The 15855-nt window shown below is 34.1% G+C and carries 15 protein-coding genes; 10 read left to right on the top strand and 5 right to left on the bottom strand.

The genetic code is table 11. The annotated features are described in order from the left end of the window. Window positions 1–50: 50 nt before the first annotated feature. A complete protein-coding gene (locus tag PKK00_11030; GenBank protein HNW98932.1) occupies window positions 51–719 on the top strand; it encodes a molecular chaperone Tir in 669 nt (222 codons plus the stop codon). A 13-nt stretch (window positions 720–732) separates the two neighbouring features. On the opposite strand, the gene PKK00_11025 is transcribed toward PKK00_11030, so the two are convergent. The 4 genes from PKK00_11025 to purH are packed head-to-tail and all read right to left on the bottom strand — an operon-like array spanning window position 733 to window position 4673. Then, on the bottom strand, window positions 733–1245 hold the full coding sequence (locus tag PKK00_11025; GenBank protein ID HNW98931.1) for a rod shape-determining protein MreD: 513 nt from the start codon (window positions 1243–1245) through the stop codon (window positions 733–735). Next, the gene (gene mreC / locus PKK00_11020) at window positions 1238–2068 is read right to left on the bottom strand and encodes a rod shape-determining protein MreC (protein HNW98930.1); all 831 of its coding nucleotides are present in this window, start codon (window positions 2066–2068) and stop codon (window positions 1238–1240) included. The genes PKK00_11025 and mreC overlap by 8 nt, the downstream gene beginning before the upstream one ends. A 42-nt stretch (window positions 2069–2110) precedes the next feature. Next, complete coding sequence (locus PKK00_11015) at window positions 2111–3133, bottom strand: rod shape-determining protein (protein ID HNW98929.1); 1023 nt, start codon at window positions 3131–3133, stop codon at window positions 2111–2113. A gap of 16 nt (window positions 3134–3149) precedes the next feature. Beyond that, the gene (gene purH / locus PKK00_11010) at window positions 3150–4673 is read right to left on the bottom strand and encodes a bifunctional phosphoribosylaminoimidazolecarboxamide formyltransferase/IMP cyclohydrolase (protein ID HNW98928.1); all 1524 of its coding nucleotides are present in this window, start codon (window positions 4671–4673) and stop codon (window positions 3150–3152) included. Between the two features lie 117 nt (window positions 4674–4790). Between purH and PKK00_11005 the strand changes: the two genes are divergently transcribed. From PKK00_11005 to PKK00_10970, 8 genes are all read left to right on the top strand, one after another. Continuing rightward, window positions 4791–6047, top strand: a complete 1257-nt coding sequence (locus tag PKK00_11005; protein HNW98927.1) for an ABC transporter permease — start codon at window positions 4791–4793, stop codon at window positions 6045–6047. A gap of 90 nt (window positions 6048–6137) precedes the next feature. Then, window positions 6138–7373 carry a hypothetical protein gene (locus tag PKK00_11000; protein ID HNW98926.1) on the top strand — a complete coding sequence of 412 codons (1236 nt, stop codon included), beginning with the start codon at window positions 6138–6140 and terminating at the stop codon, window positions 7371–7373. Window positions 7374–7382: 9 nt separating this feature from the next. Further along, complete coding sequence (gene gpmI / locus PKK00_10995; GenBank protein ID HNW98925.1) at window positions 7383–8903, top strand: 2,3-bisphosphoglycerate-independent phosphoglycerate mutase; 1521 nt, start codon at window positions 7383–7385, stop codon at window positions 8901–8903. A gap of 81 nt (window positions 8904–8984) precedes the next feature. Further along, window positions 8985–10265, top strand: coding sequence for a T9SS type A sorting domain-containing protein (locus PKK00_10990; protein HNW98924.1), 1281 nt, complete (start codon window positions 8985–8987; stop codon window positions 10263–10265). Between the two features lie 8 nt (window positions 10266–10273). Beyond that, on the top strand, window positions 10274–11281 hold the full coding sequence (locus PKK00_10985; GenBank protein HNW98923.1) for a radical SAM protein: 1008 nt from the start codon (window positions 10274–10276) through the stop codon (window positions 11279–11281). Then, window positions 11265–11984 carry a hypothetical protein gene (locus PKK00_10980; GenBank protein ID HNW98922.1) on the top strand — a complete coding sequence of 240 codons (720 nt, stop codon included), beginning with the start codon at window positions 11265–11267 and terminating at the stop codon, window positions 11982–11984. The genes PKK00_10985 and PKK00_10980 overlap by 17 nt, the downstream gene beginning before the upstream one ends. 74 nt (window positions 11985–12058) lie before the next feature. Continuing rightward, window positions 12059–12358, top strand: coding sequence for a nucleotidyltransferase domain-containing protein (locus PKK00_10975; GenBank protein HNW98921.1), 300 nt, complete (start codon window positions 12059–12061; stop codon window positions 12356–12358). Continuing rightward, window positions 12348–12680 carry a DUF86 domain-containing protein gene (locus PKK00_10970; protein HNW98920.1) on the top strand — a complete coding sequence of 111 codons (333 nt, stop codon included), beginning with the start codon at window positions 12348–12350 and terminating at the stop codon, window positions 12678–12680. Before PKK00_10975 ends, PKK00_10970 begins: the two co-directional genes overlap by 11 nt. A gap of 184 nt (window positions 12681–12864) precedes the next feature. Here PKK00_10970 and PKK00_10965 read toward each other — a convergent pair whose 3' ends face one another. Further along, on the bottom strand, window positions 12865–13026 hold the full coding sequence (locus tag PKK00_10965) for a hypothetical protein (GenBank protein ID HNW98919.1): 162 nt from the start codon (window positions 13024–13026) through the stop codon (window positions 12865–12867). A 274-nt stretch (window positions 13027–13300) separates the two neighbouring features. Between PKK00_10965 and PKK00_10960 the strand changes: the two genes are divergently transcribed. Next, entirely contained in the window at window positions 13301–15829 is a 2529-nt protein-coding gene (locus tag PKK00_10960; GenBank protein ID HNW98918.1) for a bifunctional aconitate hydratase 2/2-methylisocitrate dehydratase, read from the top strand. Window positions 15830–15855 lie beyond the last annotated feature (26 nt).

The following is a 15855-nucleotide window of genomic DNA, read 5'->3' as shown; positions in this document are numbered from 1 at the left end:
TTGAGTTAAAAAGAATTTCATAATTTTGATATGATTAATAAATGAATGGTATGAAAAATATTTTATTTACTGTTTTGCTTATTTGCACAGCATTCTTTTTGTTGCCCATATATTGCAGTAATTCAAAATCAGATGGGGAATGTACTAATGGTGATTGTGATGACGGCAAGGGAACTTTTATATGGGAAAATGGAAATAAATATGAAGGGGAATGGGAAGATGGAAAAATTAACGGTTCAGGAACATATACCTGGCCCAACGGAGAAAAATATGTGGGCGAATGGAAGGACGATAAAAAAAATGGTAAAGGAAAATATTCGTGGCCAAATGGAAAATCATATGATGGTGAATGGAAATATGATTTAATGGAGGGAACTGGTAAAATGATCTGGAAAGACAGGACATATGAAGGCGAATGGAAAAACAGCAAAATGAATGGCAAAGGCACCATGATCCTGAACAACGGCGATAAATATATTGGTGAATGGAAAGAAAATAAAAAAGATGGCAAAGGTGTTCAAACATTTGCCAATGGCGAAAAATACGATGGAGGTTGGAAAGCCGGACAGAAAAACGGACAAGGGATGTATTCATGGCCCAGCAAAGCTGAATATACTGGCGAATGGAAAAATGATGTTATGGATGGTAAAGGTGTTTATAAATGGCCTAATGGTAAAATAGACCGTGGAACCTGGAAAGATGGAAAATATATGGAATAAATAAAAAAGTTTTTTATTTCTTTGGCCGGTATAAAATATATTGACTCAGAATAAGCAGAAACACGGTAAATGCTATGCTTAAAAAAGTCCTCAGCAAGGTTTGAAAAAACTCTTGAAAACTAAACACTTCCAGGTAAAATAAAATTAAATGATGAATGCTCACAAGTATGAGTGAGTATGAAAAAAACCAGCGAAACCCAAGGTCGCGGATGTTCGGCTGAATACCCAGTTCATATTCCTGCTTTGAAGTAACCACGCCAAGAATGTATGGGCGCATGTATGCCATGAAAACACATGCTGCTGAATGAAGCCCGGGTGTATCGGAAAAAATATCGATCGAGAAACCAAGAAAAAAAGAAGAAATTAACAACAACCATTTTGGCGTTTCGAAAGGAAGCATCAAAATAAACAATACATAAAAATAAGGATTGATATAACCTCCCAAATTTATACTGTTCAGAATAATAACCTGAAAAAGCACCAGGAAAATAAAACGGAGAATATTTCGTGATACAATGTTAATCATGCTGAGCTTTTATTTCTAATTCATCTTGTTCGGTCTTGAGAATATTCCTAATGATATAAGCATAAGAAATATTATTAAAATCCGTGCTGAAGTAAACAGTCAGAGTATAAAAATTATCTCCCTTTTCGGCTTTGATATCTGTTACATAACCAATCATAATATTTGCAGGAAAGCTTGTTGAATAGCCACTGGTAATAACAGTGTCGCCTAATTTCGGTTTTACGTGTGTAGGAATATCAATCAGTTTACCAAAGCGGTAATCGCCCCCATCCCATTTAATTGTTCCTATCTGTTCATTGTTTTTTAATTTGGCGCTCAATTTAAAATCTTTATGCAGAACAGATATTACACTGCAAAAATTTTCGGAAACTTCATTAACTATTCCAACAATCCCTGCCGATGTTATTACACCCATATCTTTGGTGATACCATGTTTTCTGCCTTTATTGAGTGTAAGATAATTGCTTCTTTTATTGGTAGAGTTCTTAATAATCTTTGCGCTGATGAATTCATACTGCTGACGGTAAAGCGTGTCATCATGATAAAATACTTTACTATCGGTTTTTATGTAAAAACTTTTCGACTCGCTAAGAAGTTTTGCATTTTCTTCAGCCAGTTCTTTATTGGCATTTTTTAATGAAAAATATTGTGATATATTATTGAAAGTAGTAAGAACACCACCACTGAATTCATTAGCAGAATTAATAAAACCCGAACGCTGATAATAATTATTCTGAACGATCATAATAAATGAAATGATCTCAAGAACAAAAAACAAGAAGAAAAAATGTTGGCGCCACAAAAAAAGAAAAAAATTCTTCATGCCTTTCTATGGTCTTTTCTGCAGCAATACAAGCGGCTGCCGTTATTTAATTAAGAAAGTGAACTTATCAAAATTCTTTAAAGCAATACCGGTTCCGCGTGCAACAGCTCTTAATGGGTCGTCGGCAATATGAACAGGTAATTTTGTTTTTAAAGAAATACGTTTATCCAAACCTCTCAGCATGGAGCCTCCTCCTGCAAGGTAAATTCCTGTACGGAAAATATCAGCCGAAAGTTCAGGCGGGGTCATTTCAAGAGCATTTAAAACTGCTGCTTCAATTTTTGAAATGGATTTATCAAGAGCATGAGCAATTTCGGCATAGTTAACCAAAATTTCTTTTGGAATACCGGTAAGCATATCACGACCATGAACTGCATAATCGGGCGGAGGATTATCAATCTCAGTCATAGCTGAACCGACTTCGATTTTTATTCGTTCCGAAGTTCTTTCGCCAATGTGAATGTTATGCTGTTTACGCATGTATTCTTCAATGTCGGTATTGAAATCATCACCGGCAATACGTATTGATTTGTTACAAACAATTCCGCCAAGTGCAATAACGGCAATTTCGCTGGTACCACCACCTATGTCGATAACCATATTCCCTGTTGGTTCAAGCACATCGATACCGATACCGATTGCAGCAGCCATAGGTTCGTGAATCAGTCGAACTTCTTTGGCGCCGGCCTGTTCAGCGGAATCGCGAACAGCACGTTCTTCTACTTCAGTAATACCGGAAGGAATACAGATAACCATTTTCAATGACGGAGGAAGTAATGATTTTTTTGGATTGATCATTTTTATCAACTCCCTTATCATGTGTTCAGCGGCCTGGAAGTCAGCAATAACGCCATCGCGGAGCGGACGAATTGTTTTGATGTTTTCATGGGTCTTCCCATGCATCATCATAGCTTTCTTACCTACGGCAATTATTTTTCCCGATTGACGGTCAATAGCAACAATTGAAGGTTCATCAACAACTACTTTGTCGTTATGAATAATAACCGTGTTGGCAGTGCCAAGGTCAATAGCTATTTCTTTTGTTAAGAAAGAGAAAAGTCCCATTTCTTTCGTTTATTTTTTAATGTTTAAAATGCCTGAATCCTGTAAGGACCATGGCCATATTATTTTTATTACAATACTCGATCGAAGCTTTATCATTTATCGACCCCCCCGGTTGAATCACCGTATCGATCCCTTCTTTATGCGCTATTTCAACGCAGTCCGGGAAAGGGAAAAAAGCATCCGATGCCATTACTGCACCATTCAGGTCGAAACCAAAATCTTTCGCCTTGGCAATGGCTTGTTTTAATGCATCAACCCTTGAAGTCTGACCTGTTCCGCTCCCAATCAGTTGTTTGTTTTTTGCCAAAACAATTGCATTCGATTTAGTATGCTTCACTAAAATATTGGCAAAAAGCAAATCTTCTTTTTCTCTTTCACCGGGAACGGCATTTGTAGCCTGTTTCAGGTCTTCAAAAGTTTCAGTCTTCCAATCTTTTTCCTGCTGTAACACACCATTCAATATAGTACGATACTGAATATTCGGCAAGGCAGAAAAATTATATTGCAAAATTATTCTATTTTTCTTTGATTTTAAGAGTTCAATAACATTTTTTTCATAGGAAGGCGCGATAATGATTTCAAAGAATATTTTATTGATCTCTTCAGCGGTTTTAATATCAATGGGTTTATTGGTAACAATCACACCTCCGAAAGCTGAAACAGGGTCGGCGGCGAGCGCATCTTTCCAGGCATCTGTAAGTTCTGCCCTGCATGCAATTCCGCAAGCATTATTATGTTTGAGGATTGCACAAGCCGTATCGTTAAATTCACTTATCAGTTTAACAGCAGCATCAATATCCAATAAATTATTATAAGAAATTTCTTTCCCGTTATGTTGCTGAATCAATGATTCGAGGTTGCCATAGAAAACGCCCTTCTGATGCGGGTTTTCGCCATAACGTAATTTGTAAGAAGTTGGAATGCTTTTTTTGAAAACTTCATCTTCGTCTTTGCTGAAATAGTTGAAAATACAAGTATCATAATGAGAGGAAATATGAAATGCTTTTTTAGCAAAATATTTTCTTTCTTCTAACGATGTATCTCCTTTTTTCTCATCAAGAAGTTTATTCAATTCGGGATAATATTCAACCGCAGGAATTATCAGCACATCATTAAAATTCTTTGCCGCTGCTCGTATCAGCGAGATTCCGCCGATATCAATTTTTTCAATAATCTTTTCTTCTGAAGCATTTGAAGCTGCCGTTTTTTCAAAAGGATAAAGGTCAACAATCACCAGGTCGATTTGTGGAAGTTCATATTTTTCGAGTTGTTCAATATCACCCAGGTTTTCACGGCGTGCCAGTATTCCTCCAAAGACCTTTGGATGCAATGTTTTCACACGACCACCCAGTATTGATGGATAAGAAGTAAGCGACTCAACGGTATAAGCTTTCACTCCAAGATTTTGGATAAAATCGTAAGTCCCTCCCGTTGAATATATAGCTATACCAAGAGAATCCAGTTTTTTAATAATTCCTTCCAGGTTATCTTTATGATAAACTGAAATCAATGCATTTTTAATTTTTTTTAGTCCTTCCATCCTCAATTTCTATTTTTTTGCAAAGGTTATGATTTTCGCATCAACTCACAATATATTTTCACATAATTTATAAAAATATTTATCGTACTTTTACAAATATTTTTTTAGCAGATAAAAATGAGGCTGGTACTTTTTATAAAGCTGGTACGCGAAAGTTACCTGTTTGCAATAAATTCCCTGATGGTTAATAAGCTCCGGACCATCTTATCGTTGCTTGGTATCACTATTGGTATTTTCTCAATCATTTCTGTTTTTACTGTTTTTGATTCTATGGAACATGAAATCCGTACCAATATTGAATCGCTTGGAAACAATGTATTATTCATCCAAAAGTGGCCATGGTCGTTCGAAGATGATTATGCATGGTGGAAATATATGAACAGACCTGTTCCTAAAACAAGCGACCTGGAAGAAATCCAAAAAAAGTGTACTTCAGTCGAAGCGGCATCGTTAGCAGTTTTTACTTCTAAAACTGTTGAATATATTGATAACAGCATTGAAAATATTTCTGTAGGCGCTGTTTCACAGGATTACGATAAGACCATGAACTTAGAAATAGAAGAAGGGCGTTACTTCACTTCGCTTGAATCAGTGAGCGGTAAAAATGTTATAATTATTGGCAGCTTCATATCCGAAAACCTTTTCAACTATACCGACCCTTTAGGAAAAATGATAAAAGTCTTCGGCAGAAAACTTAAAGTTATCGGGGTTCTGAAAAAGAAAGGTGAAGATATGTTTGGCAACAGCCAGGACAAAGAAGTTTATATACCTTTAAATTTTGCAAGGAATTTTCTGAATATCGAATCCGATATGGTTGAACCCATGATTATAGTAAAAGCAAAAAAAGGAATAAGTAACGAGGAGCTTAAAGATGAAATTACAGGGATCATGCGTTCGGCACATAAATTAAAACCCATAGCCGATGATGATTTTTCGATAAATGAAACAAGCTTGTTAACAAAAGGATTTGAAAGTATATTTTCTGTAATCTCATTGGTAGGATGGGTAATTGGAGGTTTCTCAATATTGGTTGGAGGTTTTGGAATTGCAAATATTATGTTTGTTTCTGTAAAGGAAAGAACCAGTATTATTGGCATTAAGAAATCGCTGGGCGCAAAAAGATATATTATTTTGTTTGAATTTTTATTCGAAGCCATCATTCTTTCGCTGATCGGTGGAGCAGTTGGATTGTTATTGGTGTTTACAGGTACGCTGATTGTATCAAATATTTCTGATATGACATTTACACTTGGAATGGGAAATATTTTAAGAGGGGTTATCACATCAGCTGTTATTGGTCTTGTTTCGGGCTTTATTCCCGCTTTTACTGCATCGCGCCTCAATCCTGTTGAAGCTATACGCGCTAACCAGTAAAAGAAGTTGAAAAGGCATAAGTTGAAAAGTGATAAGTGAAAGAAGAAATAAATTATACAATTCTGTAAATTTTATGAAGTATCAATTTTTATGAAAAGAATAATTTTTATAATATTCTATTTTACTGGGATATGGTCAATATATGGACAGAATAATAAGTTTTATTTTGCTCAAGATTCAGCCATTCTATCATTCAATATAGACAGCAATAAAAGCTATATTGAATATAAGATTCCGAAAATATTTAAACCACAAAGTATATCTGATATTAAATACAATAATGGAACGTTTGTTTGGCCAATAGAAAATAAAAAAAAACTAATTGTATATAAAAATGAATTAATAAAAACGGCTAATTCAAATGATTCCGAAATATGTATAATTGATTTACCAATCAATTATACATCTGATTATCCATCAATATATGGATCTAATGTAAATCCTGATACAATTCCAAAATCAATTAATTATTTTGATGATTTTTTTATTTCACCTGATGGAAACAGTATTATTTGGAGCTCTGATTGTAATTTGACATATACTTTAGATTCATGTAAAAAGAAATTTCAGATATATAAATATGATTTATCAAAACAAAAAACTGAAAAAATATTTGAAGAAAAATATAAATTTGGAGGCTTAGGATATAGCAATTTTGAATATAGAAAACTGATTCATTATTCAGATTCCGGTTATATCTATTTTAATACACTTCAGCAAGGTCAGTTGAATTCAAAAGAAATTAATTTAGTGAAATATAATATAAACAATAAAAAGAAATCTTTTGTGTCTTCAAAAATCGAAAAAGTATTATTGATAGACGACCTGAATAAAAAAATCATTTATACAAATGATGATCAATCATGTTGTGGAGGATTAAATTATACAAACAATTTAATATTTGATTACAATTACATAACTAATAAAACCACTGAAATTTTTAATGAGCAGGAAACATACAAAAACCACAAATCTTATATGCCTGTTCCTATAGATGAAACGATAAAAGATTACATTCCCGAAAAAGTAAATATTTCTGAAAATAATGATGTCGTTGGGTTTTCATTGCTTGGAATAAAAGACGATAACCATTTTGTATGGCTTACAACTATTAAGTCATTAAGTGGGAAAATTAAAACAACTGGTTTTGAAAATAAAATAATTATTAATTGGATTCATGAATCTGATGTTTTACTAGGTTCTCTGCCAGATAATAATTATAATTTTAAAATAAATGAACATGTTTTCATTTTTAATTTAAAAGAAAAAAAACTCCGAGAATTACCTTTGAAGAATGTGTTTATTTTGGGAACATGTAAATTTTAAAAAGAAATTATGGAAAAGAAAAAAGTCATTCTTATCATCATGGATGGTTGGGGCGAAGGCGATAAAAGCAAAGCCGATGTTATTGCAAATGCAAATGTTCCTTTTATTAAAAGTTTATATAAAACAGCTGCTACCTGTCATTTGCTTACTTCAGGCGAAGATGTGGGTTTACCCGAAGGACAAATGGGAAATTCGGAAGTGGGGCATTTGAATATTGGCGCCGGAAGAATAATTTACCAGGATTTTGTAAAAATAAATATTGCTTGTAAAGATAATTCAATCGCTTCAAATACCGCACTAAACCAGGCTTATCAATATGCACGCGACAATAATAAAGCAGTACATTTTCTTGGTTTGGTTTCTGATGGCGGTGTTCATTCATCAACAAAACATTTGATGAAATTATGCGATATTGCTAAAGACTGGAATCTGAAAAAAGTTTTTATTCATATTTGTACCGATGGCCGCGATACCGACCCATACAGCGGTAAAGGTTATGTCAGCGAATTGCAGGAACATTTAAAAAAATCTGCCGGTCAAATTGCTACACTCACCGGAAGGTATTACACCATGGACCGCGATAAACGCTGGGAGCGCGTGAAACAAGGATACGATTTAATGACCAGCGGAAAAGGAAAACCGGCAACCGATGTGCTTCAGGCAATCCAGGCATCGTATGATGCCGGTATAACCGATGAATTTATAAAACCTGTTGTAATGGTTGATAATTGCGGAAACCCGATTGGCTTAATTAAAGAAGGCGATGTCTTCATTTGTTTTAATTTCCGCACCGACCGTTTGCGCGAAATCACTACTGTGCTTACACAAAAAGAAATGCCTGAAAACGACATGCACACCATTCCGCTTCAATACTATACCATGACGCGCTATGATGAATCGTTTAAAAATGTTCACGTACTTTTTGATAAAGAAGATATAACAAATACACTTGGAGAGGTCGTCTCACGTGCAGGACTTAAACAATTAAGAATAGCCGAAACAGAAAAATATCCGCATGTTACATTCTTCTTCTCCGGCGGAAAAGAAGAGACTTTTGAAGGCGAAAGCCGAATATTAATTCCTTCACCTAAAGTTGCCACTTATGATTTAAAACCCTCGATGAGTGCAATAGAAGTAAAAGACGCACTGGTTAAAGAAATCAATAAAAACGAAATTGATTTTATATGCCTGAACTTTGCAAATGCTGATATGGTAGGACATACAGGATTTTATAATGCCATATTGGAAGCATTGGAAACCGTTGATAATTGCGTGAAAGAAATTACTGAAACAGCAATGACCAATGGATACAGTGTAATGATAACTGCCGATCATGGTAATGCTGATTATGCCATAAACCCTGATGGCTCGCCAAATACCGCACATAGCTGTAACCCCGTCCCCTGTTTCCTTATTGATAAAGATCATAAAAAAATAAACGACGGAAGATTATGCGATATTGCTCCTACTATTCTTACTTTAATGAACCTCGAAATTCCAAAAGAAATGACTGGAAAAACATTGTTATAACTACAAAAGTAAATACCTGTATATGTTATAATTCTTGACTTTAACTCATTCATCGTATAACTTTGCAAAAATTTAATATTTATGAAACATCTATTAATAGCTGTATTCGTGTTGTTTTCTACAGCATTATTTTCACAGGACACTTTAAGCATCATGCATTATAACCTTATGTATTACGGGGAAAACACTTCCTATTGCACGGCTGCAAATAATCCCCTTGCCACTAAGGATTCCTGTTTGAAAAAAATTATTCAATATGTAAAACCCGATATTTTTACAGCTAATGAAATTTCGCCAAGTACCACAACACATCAGCATATTCTTGATGCCTGCATGAATGTTAACGGGGTTACCTATTATAGCAAAGGTGCTATGACAAATTTATCCAATACCGATTTATCCAATGGTATGTTTTATAATTCGCAAAAACTGGGTTTGCTTTCACAGAGTAATATTCCTACAAGTGTTCGTGATATTAATATATATAAGTTTTATTACAAGTCAGCGAATTTATCTGCAACACACGATACCGCTTACCTTACCTGTATTGTTATGCACCTGAAAGCCGGAAGTACCGCCGATAATGAAACTGAACGCGCCACTCAAACAACTACCCTGATGAATTATCTGAACACATTAAACAAAAAAGATAATTACCTGGTGATGGGCGATTTTAATGTGTATACAAGCAACGAACAATGTTTTCAGAATTTAATTAATTACACTAATGCCGATATTCGTTTTTACGACCCACCTAATATGCTTGGCGATTGGAACAGTAATTCATCATTTGCTGATTACCACACACAATCCACTCATTCAACCTCAACCAGCGATTGCCCTGCTACAGGCGGGATGGACGACCGCTTTGACCATATACTGGAAAGTGAATATATTAAAAATGGAACAAACCATTACCAATATATCGCCGGTACATGGAAACCAATCGGGCAAGACGGAAATCATTATAATGGTGCTATCAATAGCGGCACCAATAACAGCGCACCTTCTGATATTATAACAGCATTATTTAACATGTCTGATCATCTTCCTGTAAATTTAAAACTACTGGTTGACCAGTCTGTTGGAATTAACAAAACGGAAAATTTTATTTCAAATATCTGGGTTGAAAATCCTGTAAAAGATGAATTATACTTTTCTTTAAGCTTACAGAAAAAATCAAAATTAAGTGTAAACATTTTGAATTTATTAGGTCAGATTATATTTTCAACAGAAATACAATCACACGAAATATCAGTAAATTCAATCGTTCCGGTTAGTTCATTGGAAAAAGGTATTTACTTTTTACAAATTTCTGATGAATCTAATAATTCGATTACAAAGAAATTCATTAAACAATAAAATCTGTAATGCGACAGGGACATTACATTATACCTGTTTTCATTCCTGACCTTGCGTGTCCGCATCAATGCATTTTCTGTAACCAGAAAAAGATTTCCGGACATATTGCTATTCCTTCAATCGAAGATGTTAAACAAATTATTGAAAAACACCTTTCAACAATACCAAAAGGAAGCAAGATTGAAATAGGTTTCTTTGGAGGAAATTTTACGGGTGTAGATATTAACCTTCAAAAAGAATTTTTAACTGTTGCAAAAAATTTTATCGATAACGGGAAAGTATTGTCAATACGGCTTTCCACACGACCGGATTATATAAACGAAAATATTTTAAAATTTCTTAAATCATTTTCTGTTTCAACAATCGAACTTGGCGCACAATCATTCGATGATGAAGTTCTGCGTTTATCGGGAAGAGGACATGATTCTGAAACTACAATAAAATCAAGTGTTTTAATAAAACAATATGGTTTTGATTTAGGATTGCAAATGATGATAGGACTTCCCGGAGATACTAAAGAAAATTCAATTATCACTGCACATAAAATTGTTGAACTCGGCGCTGAAAATACACGAATTTATCCCGCGCTTGTCATAAAAGACACGGCTCTTGAAAAACTTTTTCATGAAAATAAATACAAACCTCTTTCCATTGAAGAATCTGTTGATTGGGTAAAAGATATTTATAAAATTTTTGAAGATGCAGGAATTACTATTCTGCGTGTTGGGTTGCACCCCTCGGAAGGGCTTATCAATAAAGAGGTTTTAATTGCCGGGCCTTTTCATGTTTCATTCCGCGAATTGGTTTTAGCAGAAATATGGAAAGAGATATTTCAGCCTTTGTTAAAACAAAATAAAAAGGAAAATATTTTAATTACTGTGCCTTCAGAAGAATTTAATTATGCAATTGGCTATGAAGCATCGAACAAAAAAATGTTACAGCAACATTTTAAAAATGTAAAATTTGTTGCAAATGCATCATTGAAAGGAAGAAATTTTAATGTTGATTATTGCTGATAAAAGGATTCCGCAACAGGCGAAAGAAAATCTTTTAAAATACGGAAAGCTTGTATTGCTTGAAACCACAGGCATTACGGAAGAAAGCATTTCCGGGCATCCTGATGTTTTTATTTGCGAAACAGAAAATAAAATTATTATCTCGCCAAATCTTCCGGATAAAATAAAAAGAAAATTTTCAGAAAATAAAATATCATTCAATGAAGGCGAAAAGCCTGTCGGTATTGATTACCCAGAAGCTGCGCATTATAATGCTGTTGTAAAAGATAATTGTATCATTCACCGAAATGATATCACCGATTTACAGATTATAAATGAATGCAGGGGTTTTAAAAGAATAAATGTAAACCAGGGATTCACGCGTTGCAGCTTGCTTCCACTTGGGAATAATAATTTTATTACTTCAGATGAAGGAATTTATAAAATACTTTTACAAGAAAAATTTAATGCTCTTAAAGTTTCAACAGAAGGAATTATTTTGCCCGGGCATAAATATGGCTTCTTCGGCGGAACCTGCGGCTTTCACAACAATAAAGTTTTTATTCTTGGCAATATAAAACATTATTATGATGGAGAAAAAGTAAAAGAATTTTTAAGATCATTAAACTTAGAAATCGTTGAACTTTATGATGGGCCTTTATTTGACGGAGGTGGAATATTTTTTTTAGATAATTCAAAAAAATTCAAGAAACGTAATAACTAAGATACGAACAAATTACTTTTTTTATATTTTTGTATACTGATTAGTAAACAGAATAAAAAATATAAAAATAAATTATGTTTTTAGATAGGTACACCCAAGATATTAACAAACTTTGTTCTGAAAATAAGGTCAAATATTTATATGTATTTGGCTCTGTTCTCACAGATAATTTCAATGATGAAAGTGATATTGATTTGGTCGTTGATATCAATTCAAATGATCCGATAGATTATGCTACCAATTACTTCAATTTAAAATTTTCTTTAGAAAATTTATTTAAAAGGCATGTGGATTTACTCGAAAATAAAGCTATCAGAAATCCATACATCAGAGAAAATATAGAACATTCAAAAACCTTAATTTATGAAGCATGACATTAAGGTATATTTAAAAGATATTGAACTTTCGATAGAAGAAATAAATAAATTTTTACCGGCTAAACGAAAATTTTCTGTTTTCGAAAAAGATATAAAAACCCGCAAAGCCGTTGAAAGAAATATTGAAATTATTGGAGAAGCTATGGACAGGATTTTAAAAATCAATCCCGAAATAGAAATTACCGATTCCCGAAAAATAGTAGATACAAGAAACCGGATTATTCATGGATATGATACTGTATCGGCAGATGTGCTTTGGCTGATAGTTATAAAGTATCTGCCGGTATTGGAAACAGAAATAAAAAAACTTTTGTATTAAATATAAACCTGCATTATTCGTTTATACCGATACGGAATAGATTTGCATTTTTCTTATTTTGTTCCTATCGGTATAACTCGTTCTAATCAAATTTACTTTTGCATTCTTAATAAGAACGAGTATAAATTTTTCTACGCACCAGAAGACACGCAAAAACCAAAAGCAAAAAATTTTTCCTGGAGAACTAAAGTTCCTCATCATCATCTTTTACTTTCTTTTTCCTTTTATATTTCTTTTTGTCGGGGGTAACTTTGGTGCGAAAGCGGCCATCGTAATAGCCGTCATTTTTACGTTTTTCACGTTCTTCGGCTTCGCGTATTTTCTTTATTTTCGATTTTTTCAGCATCGAAATTTTTTGCACTGTAAAAATAAATAAATTTTTCGACAAAAAAATATTAATATTCCAAGCAAAAAAATATAAACAATTTTCTCTAATAATTTTTGCTTTTCTTCACTTGATTTTCTGAATCAATTCATTAGGTATGTTATACTAAATTAATTAATTAAAATAATTTTTTTATCTCGTTCAATACTTATAATTTTGCCGACTGCTATAATGAATAGTTGTGTTTAAATATTAATAAAAATCAGAGTTCATTTAACGGTTAAACCTTAAAAAAATGCTAAAAGAATATTTAGAACATGTTGAGGAAAGGAAAAAAATGAATGTTCCGCCTCTTGCTCTTGATGCTAAGCAAACAGAGCAACTATGCGAATTGATTCAAAATCCTCCAACAGGAAAAGAAGATTTTTTACTCGATTTGTTGTGTAATAGAATATCTCCCGGTGTTGATCCTGCCGCTAAAGTTAAAGCTGAATTCCTTGATAAAGTTGCAAACGGAAAAATCAAAACAAAATTGATTTCTCCATTCAAAGCAATTGAGATATTAGGAACTATGGTTGGCGGTTATAACATTACACCATTAGTAAATGCTCTTGAGAACAAAGAATTATCGGAACATGCTTCAAAAGCATTATCGAATATAACATTGGTTTATGATTCATTCGACCAGGTATTGGAGTTATCCAAAAGCAATAGCCCGGCACGAAAAGTAATAGAATCATGGGCTAAAGCAGAATGGTTCACATCAAAACCAAAACTGGAAGAAATAATAAAAGTTAAAGTTTATAAAGTAGAAGGAGAAATAAACACCGATGATTTTTCACCTGCTTCCGATGCTGTAACCCGTCCGGATATTCCTTTGCATGCCTTGTCAATGGGGAAAACAAAATTTCCTGATGGAATTTCTGTTATTTCAAAATGGAGAAGTGAAGGACATAAAATTGCTTTTGTTGGAGATGTTGTGGGAACCGGTTCTTCACGAAAATCGGCGTGCAACAGTGTTATATGGCATATCGGGGAAGATATTCCTTATATTCCTAATAAACGTCGCGGAGGTGTTGTAATAGGAGGAAAAATAGCTCCTATTTTTTTTAATACAATGCAGGATTCGGGCGGTATTCCTATTAATGCAGATGTTTCCAAAATAAAAATGGGCGACATTATTACCATCAATACAAAAGAGGGTATTATAAAAAATGAATCAGGCGAAGTCATTTCAAAATTCTCATTGAACCCGAATACATTGCTGGACGAGTATCGCGCAGGAGGTAGAATTTCTAAAATTATTGGCAGGGCTTTAACATTAAAAGCCATGAAAGCCTTGAATATAAAAGAAAAAGAAATATTCGTTGCGCCGATAAATCCTGTTCACAAAAAAGATCAGGGATTCACATTAGCTCAAAAAATTGTTGGTAAAGCATGTGGACTTGAGGGAGTACTTCCCGGTACGGCATGTGAGCCAATTATGAATACAGTAGGTTCGCAGGATACAACAGGGCCAATGACGGCCGATGAATTAACCGAGTTAGCTTGTTTAAAATTCCAGGCACCTATGTTCATGCAGTCGTTTTGCCACACTGCAGCTTATCCTAAAGCAACAGATATTAAAATGCAAAAAAATCTTCCGGCATTTGTTATGGAACGCGATGGTGTAGCTTTAAAACCGGGTGATGGAGTTATTCATTCGTGGTTAAACCGTTTATTGGTTCCCGATAAAGTTGGAACCGGTGGCGATTCCCACACACGCTTTCCGTTAGGAATTTCATTTCCTGCAGGCTCAGGATTAGTGGCATTTGCAGGGGCTCTTGGATTTATGCCTCTCGATATGCCGGAATCAGTACTTGTTCGATTTAAAGGTAAAATGAAACCCGGAATAACTTTAAGAGATGTTGTAAATGCCATTCCTTACTTCGCAATCAAAAGAGGTAAACTTACTGTTCCAAAGAAAAATAAAGTGAATATTTTCAATGGAAGAATAATTGAAATGGAAGGGTTACCTGACATTACTCCTGAACAGGCTTTCGAACTTACTGATGCAACTGCCGAAAGAAGCGCTACGGCAACATGTATCAAACTTTCTGAAAAATCGGTGATTGAATATGTAAGATCAAATGTTGCATTGATACAGGATTTGATAAATAACGGATATGAAAGTAAATCGGCATTAAAAAGGCGTTTGGATGAATTGACCGAATGGCTTGCAAATCCGAAATTATTATCGGCTGACAGTAACGCTGAATATGCAGAAGTTTTTGAAATCGATTTATCAGAAATTACTGAACCAATCGTTTGCTGCCCTAACGATCCCGATGATGTTAAACTATTATCTGAAGTAGCAGGAACAAAAATTAATAATGTATTTATCGGTTCGTGTATGACCAATATCGGTCATTTCAGGGCAACGGCAAATATCTGGGATGGTGCAAAATTCAATGCTGATGTTAGAACATATATTGCAACGCCTACAAGAATGGATAAGAAAAAACTCTTTGAAGAAGCCACCTTTGCCAAATTCGCTAAAGTAGGAGCAAGCATTGAAGTACCGGGATGTTCGCTGTGCATGGGTAATCAGTTGAGGGTTGCCGATAATGCAATAATTTTTTCTACATCAACACGAAATTTTGATAACCGAATGGGTGATGGTGCGCAAACATATCTTGGCTCTGCTGAATTAGCAGCCATGATCGCATTAACCGGAAAAATTCCAACGCCTTCAGAATACTTCAATATTTTTAATAAAAAAGTAGAACCAAATAAAGATAAAATATATTCTTATCTCCAATTTGATAAAATGCAAACAATTTAGTTTTAATGAAAAATCAAAATACTAAA

The sequence above is a fragment of the Bacteroidales bacterium genome (assembly GCA_035353855.1).
Taxonomy (GTDB): Bacteria; Bacteroidota; Bacteroidia; order Bacteroidales; family CG2-30-32-10; genus DAOQAK01.
Note: the sequence above shows the minus strand (reverse complement) of the source record. Positions and strands in the feature narration are given on the sequence as shown.